The sequence below is a fragment of the Viridibacterium curvum genome, assembly GCF_039544165.1.
Lineage (GTDB): Bacteria > Pseudomonadota > Gammaproteobacteria > Burkholderiales > Rhodocyclaceae > Viridibacterium > Viridibacterium curvum.
In genome coordinates, this window is the sequence record NZ_BAABLD010000017.1 from 485318 (window position 1) to 510784 (window position 25467).

General features: G+C 63.1%; 25 protein-coding genes. 10 read left to right on the forward strand and 15 right to left on the reverse strand.

Annotated elements, in window-relative coordinates; genetic code table 11:
• Positions 1–2: 2 nt before the first annotated feature.
• The 8 genes from fdxB to ABEA02_RS18710 form a co-directional block, all read right to left on the reverse strand.
• Positions 3–311 (reverse strand): ferredoxin III, nif-specific, encoded by a 309-nt coding sequence (fdxB, locus tag ABEA02_RS18675; protein WP_345534614.1) that lies wholly within the window; start codon positions 309–311, stop codon positions 3–5.
• Positions 312–403: 92 nt separating this feature from the next.
• Positions 404–601, reverse strand: a complete 198-nt coding sequence (locus ABEA02_RS18680) for a CCE_0567 family metalloprotein (RefSeq protein ID WP_345534615.1) — start codon at positions 599–601, stop codon at positions 404–406.
• A 132-nt stretch (positions 602–733) separates the two neighbouring features.
• Positions 734–1210, reverse strand: a complete 477-nt coding sequence (locus tag ABEA02_RS18685) for a NifX-associated nitrogen fixation protein (protein ID WP_345534616.1) — start codon at positions 1208–1210, stop codon at positions 734–736.
• Between the two features lie 18 nt (positions 1211–1228).
• Entirely contained in the window at positions 1229–1630 is a 402-nt protein-coding gene (gene nifX / locus ABEA02_RS18690; RefSeq protein WP_345534617.1) for a nitrogen fixation protein NifX, read from the reverse strand.
• Between the two features lie 9 nt (positions 1631–1639).
• Positions 1640–3064, reverse strand: coding sequence for a nitrogenase iron-molybdenum cofactor biosynthesis protein NifN (nifN, locus tag ABEA02_RS18695; protein ID WP_345534618.1), 1425 nt, complete (start codon positions 3062–3064; stop codon positions 1640–1642).
• The gene (locus ABEA02_RS18700; protein ID WP_345534619.1) at positions 3057–3440 is read right to left on the reverse strand and encodes a hypothetical protein; all 384 of its coding nucleotides are present in this window, start codon (positions 3438–3440) and stop codon (positions 3057–3059) included. The genes nifN and ABEA02_RS18700 overlap by 8 nt, the downstream gene beginning before the upstream one ends.
• A gap of 10 nt (positions 3441–3450) precedes the next feature.
• The gene (gene nifE / locus ABEA02_RS18705) at positions 3451–4902 is read right to left on the reverse strand and encodes a nitrogenase iron-molybdenum cofactor biosynthesis protein NifE (RefSeq protein ID WP_345534620.1); all 1452 of its coding nucleotides are present in this window, start codon (positions 4900–4902) and stop codon (positions 3451–3453) included.
• A 278-nt stretch (positions 4903–5180) separates the two neighbouring features.
• Complete coding sequence (locus ABEA02_RS18710) at positions 5181–5498, reverse strand: hypothetical protein (RefSeq protein WP_345534621.1); 318 nt, start codon at positions 5496–5498, stop codon at positions 5181–5183.
• A 254-nt stretch (positions 5499–5752) separates the two neighbouring features.
• On the opposite strand from ABEA02_RS18710, the gene ABEA02_RS18715 reads away from it, so the two are divergent.
• The 4 genes from ABEA02_RS18715 to ABEA02_RS18730 all read left to right on the forward strand — a co-directional run bounded on the left by ABEA02_RS18715 (position 5753) and on the right by ABEA02_RS18730 (position 9420).
• A complete protein-coding gene (locus ABEA02_RS18715) occupies positions 5753–6232 on the forward strand; it encodes a response regulator (protein ID WP_345534622.1) in 480 nt (159 codons plus the stop codon).
• Positions 6233–6254: 22 nt separating this feature from the next.
• On the forward strand, positions 6255–7961 hold the full coding sequence (locus tag ABEA02_RS18720) for an AAA family ATPase (protein WP_345534623.1): 1707 nt from the start codon (positions 6255–6257) through the stop codon (positions 7959–7961).
• Positions 7962–8246: 285 nt separating this feature from the next.
• On the forward strand, positions 8247–8789 hold the full coding sequence (locus ABEA02_RS18725; RefSeq protein ID WP_345534624.1) for a flavodoxin: 543 nt from the start codon (positions 8247–8249) through the stop codon (positions 8787–8789).
• A gap of 310 nt (positions 8790–9099) precedes the next feature.
• Complete coding sequence (locus tag ABEA02_RS18730; RefSeq protein ID WP_345534625.1) at positions 9100–9420, forward strand: Rieske 2Fe-2S domain-containing protein; 321 nt, start codon at positions 9100–9102, stop codon at positions 9418–9420.
• Between the two features lie 130 nt (positions 9421–9550).
• Here the strand turns inward: ABEA02_RS18730 and ABEA02_RS18735 are convergent, their stop codons facing one another.
• On the reverse strand, positions 9551–10495 hold the full coding sequence (locus ABEA02_RS18735; protein ID WP_345534626.1) for a LysR family transcriptional regulator: 945 nt from the start codon (positions 10493–10495) through the stop codon (positions 9551–9553).
• Between the two features lie 153 nt (positions 10496–10648).
• Here ABEA02_RS18735 and ABEA02_RS18740 point away from each other — a divergent pair, with 153 nt between their 5' ends.
• From ABEA02_RS18740 to ABEA02_RS18765, 6 genes are read left to right on the forward strand one after another with little or no spacing between them, the layout of a single operon-like run.
• Positions 10649–11797 carry an iron-containing alcohol dehydrogenase gene (locus ABEA02_RS18740; protein ID WP_345534627.1) on the forward strand — a complete coding sequence of 383 codons (1149 nt, stop codon included), beginning with the start codon at positions 10649–10651 and terminating at the stop codon, positions 11795–11797.
• Between the two features lie 34 nt (positions 11798–11831).
• Complete coding sequence (locus tag ABEA02_RS18745; RefSeq protein ID WP_345534628.1) at positions 11832–12665, forward strand: SDR family oxidoreductase; 834 nt, start codon at positions 11832–11834, stop codon at positions 12663–12665.
• 28 nt (positions 12666–12693) lie between these two features.
• A complete protein-coding gene (locus tag ABEA02_RS18750) occupies positions 12694–13278 on the forward strand; it encodes an NAD(P)H-binding protein (protein WP_345534629.1) in 585 nt (194 codons plus the stop codon).
• Positions 13275–14693, forward strand: a complete 1419-nt coding sequence (locus ABEA02_RS18755) for an MFS transporter (RefSeq protein WP_345534630.1) — start codon at positions 13275–13277, stop codon at positions 14691–14693. The genes ABEA02_RS18750 and ABEA02_RS18755 overlap by 4 nt, the downstream gene beginning before the upstream one ends.
• 30 nt (positions 14694–14723) lie before the next feature.
• Positions 14724–15806, forward strand: coding sequence for an alpha/beta hydrolase (locus ABEA02_RS18760; RefSeq protein WP_345534631.1), 1083 nt, complete (start codon positions 14724–14726; stop codon positions 15804–15806).
• Positions 15807–15828: 22 nt separating this feature from the next.
• The gene (locus tag ABEA02_RS18765; protein ID WP_345534632.1) at positions 15829–16824 is read left to right on the forward strand and encodes an aldo/keto reductase; all 996 of its coding nucleotides are present in this window, start codon (positions 15829–15831) and stop codon (positions 16822–16824) included.
• A 177-nt stretch (positions 16825–17001) separates the two neighbouring features.
• Here ABEA02_RS18765 and ABEA02_RS18770 read toward each other — a convergent pair whose 3' ends face one another.
• The 6 genes from ABEA02_RS18770 to nifH all read right to left on the reverse strand — a co-directional run bounded on the left by ABEA02_RS18770 (position 17002) and on the right by nifH (position 25303).
• Positions 17002–19119, reverse strand: a complete 2118-nt coding sequence (locus ABEA02_RS18770) for a fused MFS/spermidine synthase (protein ID WP_345534633.1) — start codon at positions 19117–19119, stop codon at positions 17002–17004.
• Between the two features lie 514 nt (positions 19120–19633).
• Positions 19634–20425, reverse strand: a complete 792-nt coding sequence (locus ABEA02_RS18775) for a YkgJ family cysteine cluster protein (RefSeq protein WP_345534634.1) — start codon at positions 20423–20425, stop codon at positions 19634–19636.
• Positions 20426–20455: 30 nt separating this feature from the next.
• Positions 20456–20761: a hypothetical protein gene (locus ABEA02_RS18780; protein WP_345534635.1), complete on the reverse strand. Its 306-nt coding sequence runs from the start codon at positions 20759–20761 to the stop codon at positions 20456–20458.
• Positions 20762–21103: 342 nt separating this feature from the next.
• Complete coding sequence (nifK, locus tag ABEA02_RS18785; RefSeq protein WP_345534636.1) at positions 21104–22663, reverse strand: nitrogenase molybdenum-iron protein subunit beta; 1560 nt, start codon at positions 22661–22663, stop codon at positions 21104–21106.
• A 106-nt stretch (positions 22664–22769) separates the two neighbouring features.
• Positions 22770–24227 carry a nitrogenase molybdenum-iron protein alpha chain gene (gene nifD, locus ABEA02_RS18790; protein WP_345534637.1) on the reverse strand — a complete coding sequence of 486 codons (1458 nt, stop codon included), beginning with the start codon at positions 24225–24227 and terminating at the stop codon, positions 22770–22772.
• A 194-nt stretch (positions 24228–24421) separates the two neighbouring features.
• Positions 24422–25303 carry a nitrogenase iron protein gene (nifH, locus tag ABEA02_RS18795; protein ID WP_345534638.1) on the reverse strand — a complete coding sequence of 294 codons (882 nt, stop codon included), beginning with the start codon at positions 25301–25303 and terminating at the stop codon, positions 24422–24424.
• Positions 25304–25467: the final 164 nt, after the last annotated feature.

A 25467-nucleotide genomic window follows, 5' to 3' on the forward strand; every position in this document is an offset into this window, starting at 1 on the left:
ACTCAGACTTCAGCCGGTGCGTGCGTGTAGCACTTCTTGGGGCAGACCTTCGAGCAGGCCTGGCAGCCGATGCAGTTGGCCTGCGTGGCGATGGTCATGACCTTGCGTTCATACTCGTCATCGTCGTCCTCGTTCTCCGGGTCGACGCGGATCAGTTCGCCGTCTTCTGTCATGCCGGCGAGCGCCAGCACGTTGTTCGCGCAGACCTTCACACAGCGCGCACAGCCGATACAGGTTTCCTGGTTGAGGTCGGCAACGAACTTCGGCGTGAAGATCTGCCCGCTGGGCAAAGTGACGGAATAGATGGCCATGATGCTTTCCTTTCGGGGTGACCGCCCCAGCCGGAGGAGGGGAAGCCGGGGCGGTCGGTACTGCCTGTTGCTCTTTCCGATCGTGGCGCTGCTCAGGCAGTCGCAGCGGCCAGATCCTTGCGCGCTGCCATCAGCGCCTTGTGAGAATCGAATGCAATCTGCGCAACTTCGAGGATCTTTTCCCAGTTGGTCGGCAGGTCTTCGGACAGGTCGTGCAGATCCATCTTGGCCTGCGTGGCCTGCGCGTTGAGCTTCTTCACTCGTGCCTTGAGGGTGTCGAGGTCTTCCATTGCTTGCTCCTTTCGTGCTCAATCTGCGGTTGCGGCCTCGATAGCTGAATGTGGGTCCGGCTTCAGCCGGACTTGTGCGCCTGAAGGCGCACCTACATGGCAACAGCGGCAGTCCCGCTCCTGCAGATGCGATTAGCTGTAGGTCGCTACGTCCTTGAATTTCTCCACCATGCCCACGCCTTCATCGACGTACTTGGTGCCAGCTTCGGCGAGCTTGGCGAGCGTGGGGAAGCCGAAGCGGTGGGCGTCACGCAGTTGCTTGTTCACCACGATCAGGCGGCCGGCGATGAGCACCTGGCGGCCGAAGCCTTCGTGCGACATCTTCATCATCGGCGTGACCATCACCTTGCAGGCGCGCTCGATGGTGAGGCCGACGGCGTTGAAGAACAGCTCGATGTGCCAGAGCGTTTCGGGATCCGGGTCGCCCATGATGGGCAGCGCACGGCGCGCTTCGGCCGTGAGGATGTAGGGCGCGAGCATCTTTGTGTCGCTCTTGCCTTCCCAGGTGCCGTGGGTGTCCTGCGCGCGCCACACCTTGATCAGTTCCTTGATGAAGGGGGTCTCAAGTGCCGCTGCGTCTTCAGCGGTGAGTTCCAGTGTTTCAGCCATGTCTCATTTACCTCTCAGTCAAGCCTCGTCTTCAAAATCGAGTTCGCGTGCCTCGTCCTTCTGCATCACCTTGCGCAGCCAGGGAGGGGGCGTGCCCTTGAGGACTTCCTGCAGCTTTTCGAGGATGTCCATGATGGGTTCGGGTTGCGGCACCTTGATCGGGTGGATCTTGCTGGCCACCACGCGCGCGGCGGCCGAGCCGCCGATGGCGGCGACGTACACGATGGCGACGTCCTTGATGGCTTCGAGCTTGGGTGCAAGCTTGTCTTCGTCGCCGTCTTCGTCGAGCTTGCCGCCGAAGTCGAAGGTCTCGATGTAGCTGTAGCCGTCCTTGGTGACGTCATACACGGCGATGTGCTTGGCCCAGCCGAAGTGGGCGTCGACCTTTTGCTTGTCCTGCGTGGAGAAGGCGACTTTCATGATGCGCTCCTATGAAAAATCAATTGCTGACTGCTCACTGGGGCTGCTGGCGCAACCACAGCCCGTACCGCAGGAACCACCCTTGGCGGCAGCAAGGCTCTCTTCGGGAAGTGGCCAGTCGTGTGGCTGGGCCACATGCTCGGCTTCGAGAAAGGTGTTGGCCCACAGCGTGATGAGCTCGCGTGTGCCGCGATAGCCGACCATGCAGACATGCGAGGCGCCGAGGCGATCGAACATGGGCAGGCCGGTGCGCAGCAGCGGAATACCCAGTCGCGCTGCGCCCTGGCGGCCATGGGAATGCGTGATGAAGACGTCGGCGCCGGTGGCCTTGGCGCGCGTCTCGAGGTCTTCGAGGTCGCCGATCAGCACTTCTTCGATGGGCAGGCCGGCGAGCACGGCGGAATGCGTGGTCGTCACCGCTGCGGTGACCACGGCCCCCATCTCGTAGGCGAGCATGCCGAGCGAGAACAGCAGATCAGGCTCGGCACCAATGGCGAGCTTCTTGCTGCCGATCCAGAAGTGCGCGTCAAGCATCGCGTCCTGCAACCGGCCGCGCTGGCGACGGTACTTGTTGGGCACCGGCTGACCGGAGATCTGGCTGAGATGGCTCATCAGTTCGTCCACAGCACCGAGGCCCAACAGGCGGTCGAAGACGCGGAACGGCACGCCGGCCTTGTCTTCGAGTGCCGTGGCGGCCGCCGTCATCTGCGTGCCGATGGCGAGTGTGGCCACTGCCGAACTCATGCTGCGCATCTGCGCGAGCGTGGTACCGCCCAGCGTGGTCGGCGTGAAGTTCTCGGGGATGTGCCCGTCGAGCGAGCCGGAGATATCGGGCAGGAAGATCGCACGCAAACCGAAGGCTTCGATGATCTCGCGCAGCTCTTCGATGTCGGCCGGCGTCAGATGGCTGCCGGGCAGCACGTTCACCAGCTTCGCGTCTTTCTCGGCAGCGGGCTCTGCGAAAGCCTCGACCAGCGACAGCACAGCCTTGCCCCAGCCATCTTCCAGCGCGCCGACGTAGTCAGGCGTCGACACGTAGACGATCTTCGTGCCGTCCAGTGTTTCGCCATGCTTGTTGTGGATGCGCTTGAGATAACCGTCGACATCGTCACCCTTGGTCTCGGTGAGGCCCGTCGACGCAATCGCGATGACGCTGGGGTTCGCGCGCTTCTTGATGTTGAGCACGGCCTGCTCGATGTTCTCAAAGCCCCCGAGGATGGTGCTCACCTCGTTCATCGCCGTGGTCTGCAGCGGGATGGCTTCCTTGAAGTGGCGCACCAGCAGCACGAGGCCGAACGAGGTGCAGCCCTGCGAGCCGTGCATCATGGGCATGCAGTTGTCGACGCCCATGAAGGCGTAGCACGCGCCCAGCGGCTGGCTCATCTTGAGCGGATTGACCGCGCAGGCTTTCTTGGATTCGACGACGTTAGCCATGAACGCCTCCCTCATCCGTCGTTCCCGCCAACTTTAAAACCGGCAAAGCCGCACGGCGCTCCCCTCTCCCGCTCGCGGGAGAGGGGATGGGGGAGAGGGAAAAAGCGGGAACCCAGCGACTTTGCGACGCTTCGGACGACACTGGATTCCCGCCTTCGCGGGAATGACGATGATGAGAGATCGCGCCCGATGCCGTCGTTCCCGCGAAGGCGGGAACCCAGTGGCTATGGGTTTGATCACGCATTTGACGACGCGCCGCCGATTGCTGCTCCGCCCTGCCATGCAGCCAGCACTCCAGCAGCACGCGCAGGTAGAGGAAGGCCAGGCTGACAATGGCCAGCGGGTAGGCGACGAAGTGAGTGAGGCTGCTGTCCATGATTGCGACCTCAGGCAGCCTGCGCGGCAACGGGGGCCGCTGCAGGCTCAGGTTCGGGCTTCACCAGCGGCGTGGGCTCGGTCTCCCACGGTGCGAGGCGACGCACCTGCTCCCAGATGGGGTTGTAGAGCGCCTTGTCGATTTCTTCGACGAGCTTGACCATGCCTTCGTAACCCGCATAGGCGTGGTGGCGTTCCTGGTTGATGTCCAGCCAGGGCATCTTGGCCTTGAGCGCAATGAACTGGCTGCGACCACCGGAGAGCATGATGTCGGCCTGCGCGTCGCGGAGCATCTTGTACATCTCGCGCGGCGTCATGTCGTCGATCATGTGGGCGTCCTGGCCCATCAGCTCCATGATCTTTTCCTTGTCTTCCTTGGTCGACTTCTTGACGCTGGTGCCCACCACTTCAAGGCCGGCTTCCTGCAGCGCGGCGACGACCGACCAGCTCTTCACGCCGCCGGTGATGAGCAGCACCTTCTTGCCTTCGAGGCGCGAACGGAACGATGCGATGCGCTCGAAGGCGCGCTTCTCTTCCACCGCGATCAGCGCTTCGGTGCGGTCGCGCAGCTCTTCGGGCGCGCCCTTCTGGATGAGCAGGCGGGCGATTTCGCGAAGCGTCTCGCTCATGTCGCCAATGCCGTAGAACGAGCCTTCGAAGAAGGGAATGTCGTAGCGCTCTTCCATCTTGCGCGCGATGTTGATCATCGACTTCGAGCACACCATCATCGACGCCCTGGCGCGATGCGAATAAGCGACTTCCTTGTACTTCGCGTCACCCGAGATGCACGACAGGATGCGCACGCCCAGCGCGTCGAGCAGCGGCTTGATCTGCCACAGCTCGCCGGAGAGGTTGTACTCGCCGATGATGTTGATGTCGTAAGGCGTGGTGTATTCGGGTTCGGCCGTACCGATCACGTAATCAAGCAGGGCTTCGCCACCGAGCTTGTTGCCGAGGTTCTTGGGGCCGACGAAACCCGGTGAGTTCACGGGGATCACCGGCGTGCCGAATTTCTCGGTCGCTTTCTTGCACACTGCCTCGATGTCGTCACCGATCAGTGCGGTCACACAGGTCTGGTAGACGAAGACGGCGGGCGGGTTGTACTTCTCGACAATCTCGCGCACCGACTTGAAGAGACGCTTCTCGCCACCGTAGATCACGTCGAGCTCGTTGATGTCGGTCGTGAAGCCGGTGCGATAGAGCGTCGCGCTGCTGGAGAAGGACGTGCGGTTGTCCCACGAGTTGCCCTCGCAGGCAATCGGGCCGTGCACGAGGTGGGCCACATCGACGATGGGCTGCAGCGCAATCTTCGCGCCGTCAAAGGCGCAGCCACCTGCCGCAGCGCCCGGCGACAGTTGTTTGGTACAGCCCTTCTTCTTCTCTTTGGCCGACTTGTTCTGGTTGTGCTCGCAGGCCGGTTCTTCGAACACGTCCTGAATCTTGCTGGAAACCCGTGCATCCATGGCACACCTCTCTGTCAGCTGACACCCTGCTTCAGCAGGATTGGTGCCAGCGTCGTGTTTCTAGTGATATCAACAACTTGGCATCAGATCCCGGCGCCGCTGGCGTGGGCTTGCAAGCTTTGCGACAAGGCTCTTTGTCGGGTTTGCATGAGCCATCGCACACGCACCCTGCTCCACGATTCCCGCGTGATTCGCCGCGAGGCGCGAAAACGACCCGAGACAGTGCTGCTGCACGGCGAGGCGTCGTTGACAAAGCATCGCGGTGAATCGCGCGGGAATCACTCCACGCCTTCCATCTTGGCGCGATGGAACATCACGTCCTTGAGACGGCGGTTAATGGCGACAGGCGAGAGGTCGAGATCGCGACGCGCTTCGTTGAGCGCGTCGTTCACCTTGTGCGCTTCGTCGAGCGTGAAGATGAGGCGGTTCGCCACGTGGCTCGCACCAGGCACCGCACGCGCAATCGCCTGGCGGTTGGGGTGCTCGTCGAGCGCCACCAGTTCCTTGGCTTCCGGGTGGCCGTCAAGGCAAACCACGCCGTCGATGACTTCGATGCGACGTCCGTCGCTCGTGAGGCGGATGAATGTCGTGCTCATGTGCGGGCTCCTTCAGGTGTGTTCACCGTTCGCTGGCAACGGCCAGTAGCAGGACGCGTGCCGCCAGCCATGCAAAGCCCGCAGAGCGAGTCCCCATGCGCCTTTGTGACAAACGGCCCACGCACCGGCCAGCCCGCGCCATGCGGCGCTGCGACAAACACGACAAAGCCCGCGCGACAAAGGCGACGCGGCGCACCCTGCTCTCCACCTCGTCGCCCGCAAAGCCTTGTGCCATGCGGCTTTGCAATGTGGGAATGAAGATTGCTGATCTGCTCGCGCCCCACACCGCACAGAGAGAGGAAGCCATCATGCAGATCGGTGTCGATACCCAGCGTGCCGTCGAGAACAAGCGCGTCTTCGTGCTCGACTGCGATGACGTCACCAGCACGGCGCTGCAGTTCATGCTCGCCGACGAGATGGAGACCCACCTCTTCACTACCGCCGCCGAAGCCCTCGCCAAGGCGAAGACCGCGCCGCCCGAACTGGTGCTGCTGGGCCTCGCCACGCTGGAGGCCGAAGGCGAAGCCGTTGTTACCCAATTGCGCGAAGCCGTCGAAGACGTGCGCATCCTCGTCGTCTGCTTCGACGCCGACGAGCCGCTGGTGAAGCGCGCACTGGAGCTCGGCGCCGTCAGCACCCTGCTGCGCCCGCTCAAGGTCGAGAACGTGCGCCGCAAGGTCGACGCCCAGATCGGTCGTCGTGCTGCCCTGTCGATTCCGGTAGTCGTGCGCTGAGCCAGTCACCGGGAGCAAGCCCATGAAGCTGATGATCGAACGCCGCTTTGCCGAACCCCTGCTCGCGGCCGACCCCACTCTCCACCTCGTGCAGGAGCAGTTGCGCTTCTCCGACCGCGTCGAACTCGACATCCAGCAGCTGCCCGCCTCCGCGCTCGACCAGCTGGAGCAGCTGCTCGCCGAGGCTGGCCCGGCCACTGCGCCGCGTGCCACGCATCTCGCTACCGTGCGCCGCGCACTCGCCGACGGTGGTCCGCGCTTCGGCGCCAACGAGCTCGAAAGCGTGGTGCCCGCCATTGCCCGCTACCTCGCCAAAGAGGCCATCCGTGGCTGGCTGTTCAGCGCCAACATGACCACGCGCCCCCTGCCCTACGTGGTCACGCGCATTGACTACACCCCGCCCTCGCAAGACGAAACCGGCAAGGTCTTCATCGAACTCAAGGCCAACGCCAAGGGCTCCCTGGCCACCCAGATCGTGCGCATCTACGCGAGTGACGCCACGGGGCGCACCATCAGCGAGATCTTCGCCGCCAAGGGCTTCCTGAAAGAAACACCCGAACTCATCGCCCAGTACGACGCCGTCACCGAGCGTTACTACGACTGGCGCGGCCGCTACGGCGAGCAGTTCTCGGGCAGCGGCACCGGCTTCTACACCGCCGACCCCAATGCCACGCACCACGACACCGACTGGTCACGCAAGGACGTGATCGTGCTCTCCGCCAGCGGCGGCACGGCGCGCCTCGTCAATGATGAAAGCATCCTCGCCTCGCGCACGCTGACGCTCGACGCCCCCGGCGACATACTCGGCCCCTACCTGCGCCGCGCTGCCAAGAGCAACCGCTACGAGAACGAAGACGAAGTCGCAGACGAACGCGCCGCCCTGCCCGCAGGCCTCTTCACGCAGCTGCCCATCCACCCCTTCATCCTCATGTTCCACCTCGACCTGCACCACTACCTGTGGGTGCACGTGGAAGACATGCAGCCCTACGCCTGGCAGCCACAGCTGAAACAGAAGCTCGTACTGCCGCCCGAGCAGACCGACCTCATCGACATCCTCACCGCCGAGATGGACGTACTCATGGACGACATCGTCGCCGGCAAATCCGGCGGCACCACCGTGCTGTGTGCGGGGCCTGCAGGCGTGGGCAAGACGCTCACCGCCGAGGTGTATTCCGAGATCATCCGCCGCCCGCTCTACCGCGTGCACTCCGGCCAGCTCGGGCTCAACGTCGCCGCGATGGAAACCGCGCTGAAAGACGTGCTCACCCGCGCGCAGCGCTGGGGCGCCGTGATGCTGATCGACGAGGCCGACGTCTACATCCGCCGTCGCGACGACAACATGACCGCCAACGCCGTGGTCGGCGTCTTCCTGCGCGTGCTCGAATACTTCAACGGCCTGCTGTTCCTCACCACCAACCGCGTCGATGACATCGACGAGGCCATCGTCTCGCGCTGCATCGCCCTCATCAAGTATTCACCGCCCGACGAAGCCGCCCGCGCACGCATCTGGCAGGTCATGTCCGAACAGTTCGCCCTGCCCATCAGCAGCGAACTCGTGCAGGACCTCGCGCGCATCTACCCGCACGCCACGGGCCGCGACATCAAGGGCCTCGCCAAGCTCGCCGCCAAGTACTGCCAGCACAAGCAGTGCCCGCCCACACTCGACGTGTTCCAGCGCTGCGCCATCTTCCGCGGCATGGACGTGCCAGCACTGCTTGCAGCCGCTTGAGAGGCCACGCAAATGCCTTCGCCACAACAACCGGGAACCGCTGGGTGGACAAAGCCCCTCACCCAACCCCGCTCCGCGCCCCACGACTGGCAATGCATTGCCAGTCGGCTGCGCAGGCGTGCGACATGCCGCACGAAACCCCTGCTGCGCCCCACATGGAGAGGGCTTGTTGCCCCCTTCTCCCTGCGGGAGAAGGGCTGGGGATGAGGGCCGATGTTCGCAAACTGAATGGCATTAACCCTACTCCCACACCGAATTCTTCACTGTCCAGCAAGGAAAAACACCATGGCACGCATCGGCCTCTTCTTCGGCACCAATAGCGGCAGCACCCGCAAGATCGCCAAGCAGATCAAGAAACGCTTCGACGACGACACCATGGCGGATGCCGTCAACATCAACAAGGCTACGGTCGAAGACCTGCTCAAGTACGACTTCCTCATCTGCGGCACGCCCACCCTGGGCGATGGCCTGCTGCCCGGCATTGAAGCCGAGTGCGACGAAGAGAGCTGGGCCGAAGCCATCGAGAAGTTCAAGGGCACCAGCTTCGCCGGCAAGACCGTCGCGCTCTTCGGCCTCGGCGACCAGGACACCTACGGCCACGAATTCGTCGACGGCCTGATCCTGCTGCACGACTTCTTCAAGGACGCCGGCGCCAAGGTGGTCGGCTACTGGCCCACCGACGGCTACACCTTCGAAACCTCGCAATCCGTCATCGACGGCAAGTTCTGCGGGCTGGCCATCGACAACGACATCCAGCCCGACATGACGGCTGAGCGCGTCGACGGCTGGCTCAAGCTGATCGCGCCGGACTTTGGTTTGCCGCTGTAATACGGTCATTCCCGCCAGCTTCACGAACGGCGCAGCCGCTCAACGCTCCCCTCTCCCGTCACACGGGAGAGGGGTTGGGGGAGAGGGCCACGGCGGGAATCCGGCGACGTTGAAGACACTGGGTTCCCGCCTGCGCGGGAACGACGATTGAGGACTGATGGCAGCGTTGGCGAAGACCGCAAGTGGCGGATCACCGCGTCACCTCAGCAGTGCCCTCCCCCTCGGGGGAGGGTGCCCCGTCAGGGGCGGGAGAGGGGAAATGCCTCGCCCACGCCGAATTCCCCAACGCCCCACATCAAGGAGCCCCACCATGACCTGGCAAACCCTCTGCAAGAAAACCCTGCTCAGCCCCGGCGAGCTCGTCCCCGCCATGGTCGGCAAAACCGAAGTCGTCATCCTGTGGCCCGAAGGTGGCCGCCCCCGCGCCTTCAAGGCCCGCTGCCCGCACGAAGGCGTCTCGCTCACACAAGGCATCTTCAACGGCAGCACCCTCATCTGCCCTGCACATGGCTGGGTGTTTGATGGGCATACCGGCGAAGGGCTATCGCCGACGGGGTGCGAAATGACGGAGTACCCGATTCAGGTGAATGGGGATGTGTTGGAGGTAGATCTGGAAGGGGATGTGGACTGAGTGCTCGCCATTCGGCCAGCTTTGAATGGATGTACGCGCAAGCGGTCAAAGCTGACACTGGGCAAGTCCTATATTGTTGGGTGCTTTGAGACGTAAAGTGATCGCTGAATCATTTACTTTTGCGCTGCCTTCAGGAAAATTTTCCGCTAATGAGTTCCTCTGCACTTAATACAAAGTCATTACTCCCGGTTAGCCTTTCGACCGCAAGGTCGATGAAGCGCCGCACGCGTGCTGGCAAGGCGCGGTTGCCGTAGTAGACGAACAGGCTGTAGCCGTCGGCCACATGCTCGACCAGCAGCGGCACTAGGCGCCCGGCGCGGATGTGCGGCGCCGCCGTGGGGGCAGCAAGCTGTCCGATCACTTCGCCAGCCAGCACGGCCTGTAACTCAAGCAATTCGTCATTGGTGCTGAACGCAGGCGGCACCGGCCAGTCCTGCACGCTGTCGCCGACCTTCAGGTGCCAGGGAATCATGCGCCCGTCGTTCGGGTTGCGGAACACGCTGCAGCGGTGCGCGCTGAGTGCGAGGTGCGTTTCGGGCACACCATGTTTGCGCAGATAACTCGGTGCGGCGCAGACGATCAGCTGCAGCGGGAACAGGCGCCGCGCGATGAGGCCTTCCTGCGGTGACGAGCCGATGCGGAAGCCGACGTCGACGCGATCCTCGACCCAGTTGCCGATGCGGTCGTCGAGCTGCACATCGGGCTGCACTTCCGGATACAGGCGGCAGTACTCCTGCAGCACCGGGCTGATTACCTGCAGCAGAACCGAACGCGGGCCGACGATGCGCAACGGCCCGGCAATTTCCTCGCGCGTCTGCCGCGCTGACTGCAGGGCCTGTTGCAGGCCGGCCAGCGAGGGCTGCGCCGCTTCGAGGAAGCGCTGACCTTCCTCGGTCAGCGACATGCTGCGCGTAGTGCGGTGGAAGAGCCGCACGCCGAGCCAGGCCTCCAGCTGTCCCAACGCCTTGCTCGCCGCCTGCGGCGAGATCTGCTGCGCCTCGGCCGCCCGGCTCAGGCTGCCCAGCTCGGCCGTGCGAATGAACGTGGTAATCGAACGTAACTCATTGATCGACATGGGACAGTCCGCCTCCCTGTGTTCCTGTTTGCATCGGTATTTTCATCATTTGGTTGTAAATCATTCAATCCATATCTGTCTAGTTGAATGTTTGTGTGCCGCCTACAGTTCAGCCCATCGACGCAGCCCGTCTGCCCACACAGGACACGCACCATGGACAACTTCAGCTTCTACAACCCGACCCGCATCGAGTTCGGCAAGGACAAGGAACAACTCATCGGCCAGATCCTCGCCGAGCACGGCATCAGGAAGGTGCTGCTCACCTACGGCAGCGAACGCATCAAGCGCGACGGCCTGTTTGCCACGGTCGGCAAGAGTCTCGACAAGCACGGCATCAGCTTCATCGAATGCGGCGGCATCGTCAGCAACCCGGTGCTCTCGAAAGTGCGCGAAGCCATCTCGCTGGCACGTGAGCACAAGGTGGAGGCGGTGCTGAGCGTCGGCGGTGGCTCGGTGCTCGACAGCTCCAAGGCCATTGCGGCCGGCACGCTGTACCAGGGCGAGGTGTGGGACCTCTTTCTGCGCAAGGCGCCCATCGCTTCGGCCCTGCCCGTGTTCGCCATCCTCACGCTGGCCGCGACCGGTAGCGAAATGAACAACGGCGCCGTGGTGACCAATGAGGCCACGAAGGAAAAGTTCGCCATCGGTTCGGTGCATACCTTCCCCAAGGTGTCCATCGTCAACCCGGCGCTGATGCAGACCGTGTCGCGCGACTACCTCGTCTATTCGGCGGCCGACATCATTGCGCACTCCATCGAAGGCTACTTCACGGCGACCGTGCAACCCAGGGTGCAATCGCGCCTTGTCGAGTCGGTGATCAGCACGGTGATCGAGAACACCGAAGTGCTGCTCGCCGAGCCACACGACTACAACGCCCGCGCCGAATTTGCCTGGGCCTCCACGCTGGCACTCAACGGCATTACCTACGCAGGCACCTCGGGCTTCGGCTATCCCAATCACATGATCGAGCACTCGCTGTCGGCTCTCTTCAACGTGCCGCACGGTGCGGGCCTGTCGGTCGTGATGCCGGCCTGGATGAAGTGGTACCAAGGTCGCAATCCGGCGCAGTTCGACCGCTTCGCGCAACAGGTGTTCGGCCTCAAGACGGGCGCAGAAGGCATTGCCGCGCTGGAAAAGTGGTTCGACAAGATCGGCACACCGACACGCCTCTCGCAACTGGGCATCACCGAAGCACAGCTGCCCGCAACGGTCGACAACGTGCTCGGCAACGCCGCCTGGTTCGGCCTGGCAGATCTCTACACGCGTGATGTGGTGACGGACATCCTCAAGCGTGCGCTGTAAGACACCCCACAAATCTCAACAAAGGATCAACACCATGAACAAAGACGTGATCGTCATCATCGGCGCAGGCGGTATCGGTATTGCCATCGCGCGCAGGCAGGGTTTTGGCCGCACGGTGCTGCTGGCCGACTTCAATGAGACAACGCTGGCCACGGCCGCGCAATCCATGCGCGATGCCGGTTACGCGATTGAAACGCAAGCGGTTGACGTGACTTCGCGCGATTCAGTCAAGGCGCTGGCCACCAGGGCAGCTGAGCTTGGCAGCGTGATACAGGTGGTTAACACCGCCGGGCTCTCACCCAACATGGCGCCGATTGACGGTGTGCTGAAGGTCGATCTCTACGGCGCGGCCGTGGTGTTCGATGAGTTCGGCAAGGTCATCGCCCCGGGCGGTGCCGGCCTGATCATCTCCAGCATGGCCGGCCACATGATGCCCGCGCTCCCGGCTGAACAGGATCAGGCATTGCTTCACACGCCGACCGAGGAGCTGCTGGCGCTGCCTTTCCTGCAAGCGGATGTCATCCCGAACACGGTGGTTGCCTACATGATCGCCAAGCGCGCCAACCATCTGCGCGTACAGGCTTCCGCGATCAGCTGGGGTGCTCGCGGGGCGCGCGTCAACTCGATCAGTCCCGGCATTGTCGTCACGCCGCTGGCCATGCACGAACTCAATTCAGCAATTGGCGGCATGTATCGCGCCATGATCGAAGCCTCTCCGGCCAAACGCATGGCGCCGCCCGAAGAAATCGCCATCGCCGCGTCTTTCCTGCTCGGTCCGGATTCAGCCTTCGTGACCGGCAGTGACCTGCTGATCGATGGCGGTGTCATCGCAGCCATGAAGACCGGCACCCTGGCGACGCCAGATTGATTTGGCCTGAACGACTGAAAGAATTGTCATGACCCGTATCCTGATTCTCGGCGCGAATGGTCAGCTTGCGCGCAACACGATTCCCTTCCTGCTCGAACAGCAGGAAGTGGCGCTGACCCTCTACTTGCGCCGTGCGAAGCGCATTGCCAACCCGGATCCGGCGCGCGTGCGCATCATCGAGGGCGATGTGCTCGATCACAGTGCGCTCGAATCAGCCATGCAGGGGCAGGACGTGGTGTATGCCAATCTCGCCGGTGACATGGCGCAGCAGGCCCGCACGATCATCGACGCGATGCACGCCGTCGGACTCAAGCGTCTGGTGTTCATCGCTTCGATGGGCATCTACGGCGAAGTGCCGGGCGAGAAGTACCAAAGCGTGCTCGATCCTTACCGCGATTCGGCCGCGCTGATCGAAGCCTCGGATCTCGACTACACGATCCTTCGCCCGGGCTGGTTCACGCGCGACAAGACCGTGAGCTACCAGCTCACGCAGAAGGGCGAAGCCTTCCGCGGGCATGAGGTATCGCTCAACAGTCTCTCGGATCTGATCGTGAAGCTCGCGCTCGATCCGGCATTGCATCGGCGCAGCAGTCTTGGAGTCAGCACGAAATGAACAATACAAACCCCCATCCCCATCGCGGCATCATCCTCGCCATCATCATGGCGAGCTATCTGATGCTGGTCGTCGACATCTCCATCGTGCTCACGGGTCTGCCGAAGATCCGTGCCGAGCTGGCCTTCACGCCGGCCAGCCTGTCGTGGATCCAGAATGCCTACACGCTGGCTTTCGGCGGCTTCCTGTTGCTCGGTGCACGCGCTGGCGACATCCTCGGCCGGCGACGCATGTTCATCATCGGGCTTGCGATATTCACGCTCGCCTCGCTGGCCATCGGGGCCGCGCAATCACCGGTGTGGATGATTGCCTTCCGCGCCGTGCAGGGTTTTGGCGCGGCTGTGCTGGCACCGTCCACACTGGCCTTGATCGCCACCTACTTCGAAGAAGGCCAGGCGCGTAATCGTGCGCTGGCGTGGTACGCGGCAGCGGCCGGCATCGGCGCAACCCTGGGCCTGGTGCTGGGTGGCCTGCTCGCCGACCTCATCTCCTGGCGCGCGGGCTTCTTCATCAACCTGCCGATCGGTGCCGTGCTGATTGCGGGCAGCCTGCGTTACATCGGCGAAACACCGCGTCATGGCGGTCGTTTCGATCTGGCCGGTGCGCTGACGGCCACGCTGGGCATGTTCGCCCTGGTGTTCGGCATCGTCGAGGCGGCGGAAGCCGGCTGGGCGTCGTCGCTGACGCAGGGCGCCATCCTTGCTGGCATCCTGCTGCTCGGCGCTTTCCTGTGGGTCGAGCAACGCGCCAGCCAGCCCCTGTTGCCACTTGGCCTGCTGAGCGACGCGCAGCGCAATGGCGCGTATGTCGCGCGCTTGCTGTTCCTCTCCGGCATGGCGGGCTTCTGGTTCTTCACCGCGCAGTACCTGCAGGGCGCGCTGGGCTTCTCGCCCATGCAGGCCGGTCTGGCCTTCGTGCCGGTGACAGTGCCGCAGTTCATTGCCTCGGTGATCGTGCCGCGCGCCGCGCAGCGCTTCGGTCAGCGCCGCCTGTTGCTGATCGGTCTGAGCCTGTGTGTCGTGGGTCTGCTGTGGCTGGGCCTGACGGCAACGCAGATGTCGTATGTCGGTGGCGTGGTGCTGCCCATGATCCTGCTCGGCTTCGGCCAGGGCTGGGTGCTCGCGCCGCTTACGGTGGCCGGTGTGTCGGGTGTGGAAGCGCGCAATTCGGGTGCTGCGTCGGGTCTGGTCAATGTCGCTCACCAGCTGGGGGCCTCGCTGGGTCTGGCCGTGCTGGTGGTGGTGTATGCCGGTGGCCACGCGCCGGTCTTTGATGCTGTCGGCATGGCGCGTCACACGGGCATCACGATGCAGGCCGCCGCAGGCTTGCTGTTCGCGGCCCTGCTGGTGTCGGCGCGTTACCTGTTCCGGCGTCCGCCTGCCGTGGCCGGCCAGGCGACGTCTTCACACACCTGACATCGGCTACGAAAACCGGGAGGACCAGACATGTCCGCAAAGATTATCCGCCGCTCGCTGTTGCTGGTTTGCCTGTTGAGCGGGATAGCCGCCGCCATTGCCGCGCCGGCTGTCACCCGGCCGCTCAGCCTCGCCGCGCAAGGCAGCTTCGCCGTTGGCGGCGCACAGAAAACCGAGCCGGGCAGCTTTGATCCGCTCAAGCCGCTGGAGCCGGCGGGGCAGAGTTATCACGGTGACCATGCCGCTGTTTTCTATCAGGTACCCGTCAAGGCGAAGAAGCTGCCACTCGTGATGCTGCACGGTGCCGGTCAGTCGATGCGCACCTGGCAGAGCACACCGGATGGCCGCGAAGGCTTCCAGAACATCTTCCTGCGACGCGGCTTTGCCACCTACTTGATCGACCAGCCACGGCGCGGCAATGCCGGCCGGAGCATGGTGGAGGGCACGCTCAAACCGACGGCCGACGAACAGCTGTGGTTCAACCAGTTCCGCGTCGGCAACTGGCCTGCGTATTTCGACGGCGTGCAGTTCCCGCGCGATGCTGAATCGCTGAACCAGTACTTCCGTCAGATGACGCCCAATACCGGCGCCTACGATGCAACGGTGATCGCGGATGCGCTGTCTGCACTGTTTGAACGCGTCGGTGACGGCGTGCTGCTCACCCACTCGCAGGGCGGCGGACCGGGCTGGCTCACCGCGATCAGGAATCCCGGGGTACGCGCCATCGTCTCCTTCGAGCCCGGCAGCGGCTTCGTCTTTCCGGAAGGGGAGGTGCCGGAGCCCATGCCCAGCGCCTTCGACACGCTGCGTGGCCAGGCCATCCCGTTGGCCGACTTCCTGGCGCTGACGAAGATCCCCATCGTCATCTACTACGGCGACAACATTCCTGCGCAAGCCTCGGCCTTGCCCGGGCAGGACAGCTGGCGCGTGCGTCTTGCGATGGCGCGCGCCTGGCGTGATGCCGTCAATCGCCACGGCGGTAATGTCATGGTCATTCATCTGCCGGAGATCGGCATCCGGGGCAATACGCACTTTGCGTTCTCCGACCTCAACAACCTGCAGATCGCCGACCTCGTATCGGACTTCCTTCACCGGAACCGGCTGGATCGCTGATCTCGCAATCAGGAGCGTTCACATGAAAACCCGCACCCTCGGCAACGGCCTCGAAGTGTCCGCCATCGGCCTCGGCTGCATGACCATGACCGGCGCCCTGTATGGCCCGCCGGCTGACCGCACGGAAATGATCGGCCTGCTGCGCAGCGCGCACGAGCGGGGCGTGACGCTGTTCGACACGGCCGAAGTCTATGGTCCGTTCGCCAACGAAGAACTGCTTGGCGAAGCCCTCGCGCCGATCCGCGACCAGGTGATCATCGCCACGAAGTTCGGTTTCAACGTCGATCCGCACAGCGGCGAGCGCGGCCCCGGCACCAATAGCCGGCCAGAGCACATCAAGACGGCGGTCGAAGGCAGCCTCAGGCGCCTGCGCACCGACCATATCGACCTGCTGTACCAGCACCGTGTCGATCCAGCCGTGCCCATTGAAGACGTTGCCGGCGCGGTGAAGGATCTGGTGGCCGCCGGCAAGGTGCGCCACTTCGGCCTGTCGGAAGCCGGTGTGCAGACCATCCGCCGCGCCCACGCGGTGCTGCCCGTCACCGCCGTGCAGAGCGAGTACTCGCTGTTCTGGCGCGGGCCGGAAGCCGAGCTGCTATCTGTCCTCGAAGAGCTGGGTATCGGCTTCGTACCCTTCAGCCCGCTGGGTGCGGGCTTTCTCACCGGCAAGATCGACGCCGATACGAAGTTCGAAGCAGGCGATTTCCGCAACGTTGTACCGCGCTTCTCGCCCGAGGCACGCGCCAACAACTTTGCCCTGGTGGAAGTGCTCAAGACCATCGCCGCCGACAAGGGCGCGACACCCGCGCAGATTGCGCTGGCCTGGCTGCTTGCGCAGCGGCCCTGGATCGTGCCGATCCCGGGCACAACCAAGCTGCACCGGCTGGAAGAAAACCTCGGCACAGTGGATTTGGAACTGAATGCAGATGATCTCGCCCGCATCCAGACTCAGCTCGCCGGCATCGAGATTCAGGGCGAGCGTTTACCGGAAGCCATCCTGAAAATGACCGGCCTTTAATAGGCTTGACTCTGACTCCACGGTCTTGTCAGGTGTGTAAATCGGCGGGTCATGTCGCGGAGTTCAGTGATGGTCGAATCTGGGAGTCCGAAAAATAAAGCATTGCAGACGAAGCACGCCAGCCTGTTGAATGACCGTTAAGGCCGAATAGCCGACGCCATCCAATCCAACGCGGCGCTATCTCAACACATCAAACAAATTATTGAAGTCATCCGTCCACACCCCCTTGTGTGAGTCGATGACAACAGGGCTACTCACCCGCTGAATCGCCGGCTGTGCCAGCACAGTCGCATCCCTGCTCACCAGCACCCAATCGGTATCGCGCAAGCGCGGGTTTTCGTTTTCGTCGTGCACAAGGCGCACGGCGAGGCCGCGTTCGTGGGCGAGTGTGGCGACGACGGGGGCGAGGTTGAGGTAGCGGTTGGTGACGTGGAAGGCGATGATGCCGCCGGGGCGCAGGTGGCGCAGGTACACCGCCAGAGCTTCGCGGGTGATGAGGTGCACGGGGATGGCGTCGCCGGAGAAGGCGTCGACGGCGAGGACGTCGAAGTCTTGCGGGGTTTCGCGTTCGAGTGCGAGACGGGCGTCGCCGAGCACGGTGGCGATGAAGGCGGGCGAGTCGGAGAGGAAGCTGAACTCGCTGCGCGCGATATCGATGACTTCGGGGTTGATTTCGTACATGCGGTAGCGATCACCTGCCCTGCCGTATGCGGCCAGCGTGCCGGCGCCGAGGCCGATAACGCCGACGTGCTGCGGGCCTTTGCTGCGTGTGTTGAGGATGGCGAGGCCGATGCCGGCACTCTCGCCGTAGTAGCTGGTGAGTTCGCGTTCGTGGCCGGGGGTGAGGATCTGTTCGCCGTGCTTGATGGCGCCGTGGAAAAGCTGGCGCACGGGGGCACCGCCGAGGCTTTCGCGCTGCGTGTCGAAGGTGGAGAGCACGCCGTAGAAGCTGCGCGTGACGACGCGGCTGCCGGCGTAGTCGTCATGCACCTGCAGTGCGAGACAGGCGACCGTGCAGGTGCCGATGGCGGCGGCCGCGCCGGCGAGCTTGCGCTGGCCGCGCTGCAGCCAGGCGAACCAGATAGCACAGCCGGCCATGGCCAGCCCCAGCTCGTAATACGCGGGCAGAACGTTGGGGGCGATGAGGCCAACGAGCATGCCTCCAGTGGCGCCACCGAGGGACAGCATGAGGTAGAAGCGTGTGAGCTGACCGGCGCCCGGGCGGCGTGTGGCGACCTCGCCGTGCAGGACCATGCACAGCGAGAACATTGCGATGACATAGACCGGCACGGCCACCTGCACGTGGCGGCCCACGGCACCGTCGTGCAGACCCCAGGAGGCGAGCAGCAGGAAGACGCCTGCGACGGGGAGCCAGAAGGCGCGGCGGTACCAGCGGTCGCTTTCGAAGCAGAGCACGAAGGTGAAGAGGTAGAGCGTCAGCGGCAGCACCCACAGGAAGGGAATCGCAGCGACGTTCTGCGTGATGTGGCTGGAGACACCCAGCAACAGGGCAGAGGCCAGCGCGGCCGGCATGGCCCAACCCACGCAGGTGCGCCAGCCGGGTGATGGCGCAATGAGACGCGTGGTCGCGAAAGCGTCTGGTGCCGTGCTGCGCGTGAATTGCCAGGCGGCAGCAAGGCACAGCACGACGTAGAGCGTGTAGAGAATGGACCAGCCCTGCGCCTGCTGCACGGTGGTGGCGTGGCGTTCGAGCAGCACGGGGTAACACAGCAGCGCCAGCAGGGACGCAAGATTGGAGAGCGAGAAGTAGCGATAGACCTTGGCGTCGACCGCCGTGCGAGACATCCAGGCCTGGATCAGCGGGCCGGTGGTGGAGAGCAAAAAGTACGGCAAGCCGATGGTGGCAACCAGCAGGCGCAGGATGAGCCAGGTGGGCTCTTCGTCGCCCACTGGCTTCCACTGCACGTTGGCGACGATGGGCAGGCAGGCAAGGCTGGTCAGCAGCAGCACGCCATGCACGAGCACTTGCCTGCGTACCGGCAGGCGCCGCGTCAGCCAGTCGGAATAGGCGTAGCCGGCCAGCAACACGACCTGGAAGAACACCATGCACAGCGCCCACACGGCAGCCGAGCCCCCGAACCAGGGCAGGATCTGGCGCGCAATGATGGGCTGGACCAGAAACAGTGCAAAGGCACTGCTGAAGATGGTGCCGGCGAAGATGAGGGTGGCGAGGCGGCGGGATGTGGCGCCGTTACCCAGAGGTGTAATGCCAGCGCCACTTGCAGGCGGCTCTGTTGCGGGAAGGGTGCTGCCGGTTGCACTGTCGGGCTGCATTGCGGGGCTACCTCTGCCAGGAGATGCCATGACACAAGCAAATGTTGCTCCAGCCGGAACTCGCTTCGAGCGCAGTTCTTCTGGCGGGCTTTGGTTGTGGCGGAGTATTCGCGCCGCCATACGTCTGTAGCTGGTGATATCCGGCTTCGCCAGGTCATCCGGTTGCGACAACATCTCCAATGGTCGTCATTCCCGCGAAGGCGGGAATCCAGTGACTTTGCGAACGACGCTGGATTCCCGCCTGCGCGGGAATGACGATGTTCGGGGGTGTAGGGCGGAGTGGAAACTCCGCCGTTGTGTCTCTTGGTGCGCGCACGACGGCCTTGCTGCTCCTGGCGCGTGGCATCTCCCCGCTCCCGCCCCTGACGGGGCACCCTCTCCCTGACTCCCTCTCCCCCAACCCCTCTCCCGCAAGCGGGAGAGGGGTGCGTTGAGCGGCTTTGCCGTGAGTCAATCCGGCGGGAACGGCAACAAGCGTGTAGTGCGGCGGGCAGTTGTGCGATTGAAATCGCACCTACGAAGCGACATTGCGCCGGACTGCGGGCACTGCGGTATTTGCCATCTTCTTGATGAGGTCGAAACCTTCAGCCATCTCATGGGCGGGCACTTCGTGCACCTGGGCGTCGGCGAACAGGTCTTCGCCCTGCAGGTAGCGTGCTTCGGCATCGGGGGTCGCGAGCGCGATGCGCAGGGCGTGGTTGAGTTCGTAGGCGCCCCAGCCGAGGCCGGTGTCGCGCAGGGCTGATTGCAGTGCGTTCTGGATCAGGCTGCGCGCGTCGCGGTGCGCCACCGAATGAGGGACGCTGTCGATCTGGCCGCGAGCGGCTTGTACGCAGGCCTTGCGCGAGTGCGACGCATGACCTCGGCAGGCCAGCGGGCGAACGGGGTAGATGACGCAGGCGGCTTTATCGATGAAGGGGCACTTGTGACGCAGGGCGACGCGCTCGGATTCGTCAAGGTCGCGCGTGAGGCCGTCGGCTTCGAACAGGCGGCGTACGAGGCGAACACAGGTGTCGCCATCGACCCGCTCGCGCAGGTGGCGCGCAACGCGCAGCACTTCGGGAGCGGTGGCCGTCACGCGCAGCGAGCAGCAGGTCGCGCAGCCCCTGCCACAGGCGATGGGGTCGGCGCCCTTGCAGGACTCTGTGACACGCGCTTCGAACTGGGCGTCGGCTTCGTCGAACATGGTTTCGCTCAACTCGCCCTGCTTGCGGCAATCAGTGAGCGTTGTCGAGAAGCTGGCGTGGCGGTGACTGAAATACAGCAGCGGCGAAGCGGGCGAAGCGGGCGAAGCGGGCGAAGACATGGCGACATCCTCAATGCCGCCAGCGGTACATCACCCCAGGCGGCCGTTCAGATAACTATGCTTGTCGAGCGAAGCAACGGCCTCGGCCTCAGAGAACGGCGCGTCGAACTGCCAGATCTCGTGGTACTCGCCCTTGGGCATCAGGGGCTCGCTGTAGGAGAGCACATGCACGGTCTGCCCACTCCTGCGCGACACGTAGCTGTAGTGCAGCACCTTGCTCTGACCCTTGACGCCCAGCGGCCAGCTGACCATGGGCACTTCTTCGATCGCGACGCCGGCTTCCTGCATCACGGCAGTGAAGCTCTTCGGCCCGAGTATGTCGTGGCTGATAAGCATGGGACACCTCTTGCAGGGGATGAAACGTGTATCGGCCCGGCTCTGCGTCCGGACTCGGTGAGGAAACGGTGGGGGCATGGAGTCCCCCACCGCGCCTTTTTCCTCATTGCTGCGCTTGCACTGCTGAACTCTTTGCGACGCTGATACAAATCAAAGTCGCTGGATTCCCGCCTTCGCGGGAATGACGGGATTGATGCATTCCGCCGTGAATCTCCGTACTCCAGGATGGGGTGATCGCCGTAGCGAGCGGCCCGAGGTCGATTCGAGGAGCGGAGCTGTACCGGGGTACAGCGAGCACCGGAGAGTCGAGATCGGGCCGCGCAGTAGGCGAGCGCCCTATCCTTAGCGGATGATGTCGTAGGAGTAGTCGGTTTTTCCTGGGATGATGGTGTTGGCATCCAGGGTTTCGAAGTACTCGTCGAGCAGGTCAACCAGCACGCGCATGCCGCCTTCGTAACCCCAGATCGGACGCACGTGGTAGTGGTGACGATCGAAGATCGGGAAGACCATGCGGATCAGCGGCGTGCCGGTGTCGCGCTCGAGGTACTTGCCGTAGGTGTTGCCGATGAGGAAGTCGACCGGCTCCGTGTAGAGCAGCGAACGCATGTGCCACAGGTCGCGCTTCGGATAGGCCTTGCAGCCCTTGCCGAACTGCGAAGAAGCGAACAGCGCTTCCACCTTGGCGGCCCATTCCTTCTCGCCGTTGGTGGCGAGCACGTGGGCGGGTTCGGCACCCAGTTCGAGCAGGAACTCGGTGAGGCCCAGCAGGAAGTCGGGATCACCGTAGAGGGCGTAACGCTTGCCGTGCAGGTGAGCTTGCGAGTCAGCCATGGCATCGACGAGCAGGCCACGTTCGCGTTCGAGCACGGCGGGGATGGGCTTGCCGGTGAGGCGCGAGATTTCCATCAGGAAGCGGTCGGTGCCGGCCACGCCGATGGGGCTATTGAGCAGCACGACTTCCTGGCCGTGTTCAGCAATGAACTTGGCGGTCTTTTCGCAGGAGAACTCCTGGAAGATGATCGTGGCCTTGGCGTTCAGCGCGCGCTCGACGGTCTCCTTGGTGGTGCCGCCTTCGTACATGCGGAACTCGCCATCGGTCGGGGTCGACCAGGTCTCGGACGGGTCGCAGATGATGTTGTACTCGACACCGAAGAGATCCATGATGCGCTTGATCTCTTTCATGTTGCCGACGACGAAGCCGTCGAAGCCACCGATGAAGTTGATGGCTTCACCGGGCACGCGCTCGAGCTTGGCCGTGGTGTCGGCCTTGCCGTCCCAGAAGTGACGCAGGATGCCCAGCAGCGCGTTGTCGTAGCCGGTGATGTGGCTGCCGACGAAGGCCGGGGTGTGGGCGAAGGGCACGTCGAATTCCATGGGCACGCTGCCCTTGTCCTTCGAGGTCTTGATGAAGGCGTTCAAGTCGTCACCGATCACCTCGGCCATGCAGGTGGTCGACACGGCGATCATTTCGGGCTTGTACAGGTTGTAGCTGTTGGCGAGGCCGTCGATCATGTTGTTGAGGCCGCCGAACACAGCTGCGTCTTCGGTCATCGAGGAGCTGACGCAGGACGTCGGTTCCTTGAAGTGACGCGAGAAGTGCGAACGGTAGTAGGCAACACAGCCTTGCGAGCCATGCACGAACGACAGCGTCTTGTGGAAGCCGTTGGCGACATACACGGCGCCCAGCGGCTGGCAGGCCTTGGCGGGGTTGACCGTCAGGGCTTCGCGCTTGAAGTTCTTTTCCTTGTAGTCCTCGGTCTTCGTCCATTGGACGATTTCCTGGATCTTGGCATCAGGGTGATTGAATTCGAACTCTTTCTTCTTGGTGGCGAGCATCTCCTGGTATTCGGGCTCGCGGAAGAGGTTCTCGTGATCGAGGATCTTGTCGGCGGATTGCGGCATGATGATTCTCCTGAAAAGGATAGTGAGGAGTTGGGAGTCAGGAGTGAGGAGGACGTGAGGCGAGGTGTTACTCCTCACTCCTCTCTCCTCACTCCTCACTGGTTACTTACTTCTTCCAGGGCGCCTTCGACAGACCCCAGATCGGCGCGTTGATGGCCATGTCCATGTCGCGCGCAAAGATCGCGAAGCCGTCATAGCCGTGGTACGGGCCGGAGTAGTCCCAGCTGTGCATCTGGCGGAAGGGCACGCCCATCTTCTGGAAGACGTACTTTTCCTTGATGCCCGAGCCGACGAGGTCCGGCTTGATCTTCTCGACAAACTTCTCGAACTCGTAGCCCGTGACGTCGTCATAGATCAGCGTGCCGTCCTTGACGTAGTGCGTGGTACGTTGATAGTCGTCGTTGTGGCCGAATTCGTAGCCGGTGCCGACCACTTCCATGCCCAGGTCTTCGTAGGCGCCGATCACGTGACGCGGACGCAGACCGCCCACGAACAGCATGACCTTCTTGCCTTCGAGGCGCGGACGATAGCGGTCGATGACGGCTTGCATCAGCGGCTTGTACTTCTCGATGACCTTCTCGGCATTGGCCTTGATGGTGTCGTCGAAGTGCGAAGCGATTTCTCGCAGCGACTCTTCGATCTTGGTCGGGCCGAAGAAGTTGTACTCAACCCAGGGAATGCCGTACTTCTCTTCCATGTGGCGGCTGATGTAGTTCATCGAGCGGTAGCAGTGCAGGACGTTCAGCTTGGCCTTCGGAGTGTTCTCGAGCTCGGCGATGGTGCCGTCACCCGACCACTGGGCGATGACGCGCAGACCCATTTCTTCGAGCAGAATGCGGCTGGACCATGCGTCACCACCGATGTTGTAGTCGCCGATGATGGCCACGTCATACGGGGTGGAGACGAAGTCGGGGCGCTTGTTCGGATCGGTCTTGTCGAACACCCAGTCACGCACCGCGTCGTTGGCGATGTGGTGGCCGAGCGATTGCGACACGCCGCGGAAACCTTCGCAGCGCACGGGAACGATGGTGTGGCCAGCGTATTCCTTGCTCTTCTTCTTCGACACGGCTTCGATGTCGTCACCGATCAGGCCGATCGGGCATTCCGACTGCACCGTGATGCCCTTGTTGAGGGGGAAGAGTTGCTGGATTTCGTCCATGATGACTTCGAGCTTCTTGTCACCACCGAAGACGATGTCCTTTTCCTGGAAGTCGGACGTGAATTGCATGGTCACGAAGGTGTCCACGCCGGTCACGCCGATGTAGTAGTTGCGACGCGCAGCCCAGCTGTACTGGCCGCAGCCGACGGGGCCGTGCGAGATGTGGATCATGTCCTTGATCGGACCCCACACCACACCCTTGGAACCGGCATATGCACAGCCGCGGATGGTCATCACGCCCGGCAGGGACTTGATGTTGGACTTCACGCCGCAATCCGACTTGCCTTCTTCGTGCACGTTGAGGTGCTTGGCGCGCTTCTTGGCCGTTTTTTCCGGATAGGCCTTCAGCACCTCGTCAATGAGGGCTGCGTTCTGGGCCTTCTTTTCGTCAATGGTCATGCTCATTTCTAAATCTCCTATATGCGGGAGCGGAGGGTGGAGAGCCGGGGTGCACGCTGGCGGTGAGTGCCGGAGCCAGGAAAGCCACGAAACCAAGCGCAAGGCCGTCCAAAGCTTTCCTGGCGCCCCCCAGGGGGGCCGGAGTTGCCGCTTGCGCGGCAACTCCGGGGGGCAGTAATGACCCCCTCGACTCTCAGTGCTTAGGCAGCCAGATCAGCAGCGGTCTTGCCAACTTGCGACTCGTCGATCTGCTTCATGATGCCGTGCTCCATCAGCAGGTCTTCGAGCTGGTCCATGGTGATCGGCGTCGGGATCGTGCCGTTGCCCTTGTTCGCATGGATCTTCTGGGCGAGCTGACGGTATTCGTTGGCTTGCTTGGAGTCCGGTGCGTACTCGAGCACGGTCATGCGGCGCAGTTCAGCGTGTTGCACGATGTTGTCGCGCGGCACGAAGTGGATCAGCGTGGTGCCGAGCATCTTGGCCAGCGATTCAGCCAGTTCCAGTTCCTTGTCGGTCTGGCGCTCGTTGCACACCAGGCCGCCCAGACGCACGCCACCCGAGTTGGCGTACTTCAGGATGCCCTTCGAGATGTTGTTGGCGGCGTACATGGCCATCATTTCGCCGGACATGACGATGTAGATTTCCTGAGCCTTGTTTTCGCGGATCGGCATTGCGAAGCCGCCGCACACCACGTCACCCAGGACGTCGTAGGAGACATAGTCCACGCCGTCGTAGGCGCCGTTTTCTTCGAGGAAATTGATCGAGGTGATCACGCCACGGCCAGCGCAGCCAACGCCCGGCTCCGGGCCACCGGATTCAACGCAACGGATGTCGCGATAACCCACCTTCATGACGTCTTCCAGTTCCAGGTCTTCCACGGAACCGGCTTCAGCGGCCAGCGACAGGATGGTGTCCTGGGCCTTTGCGTGCAGGATCAGGCGGGTGGAGTCGGCCTTGGGGTCGCAGCCGACGATGAGGATCTTCTGACCCATTTCGGCGAGGGCGCCAAGGGTGTTTTGCGAGGTGGTGGACTTGCCGATACCACCTTTGCCGTAGAAGGCGATTTGACGAAGGTCTGACATGTGATTCTCCTGACAAACAGATGAGCAGTTAAAAGTGGTCGCAAAAATTTTTTGCCCTGTTGGGTGTGGTTCTTGCGCTTTACCGTGCCCCGGATGCAGCCCCTAACGCCTTTTCTTGCTCTTCGTATCTGCGACTCGTCGGCGAGACATGGTCGGTGCAGGCT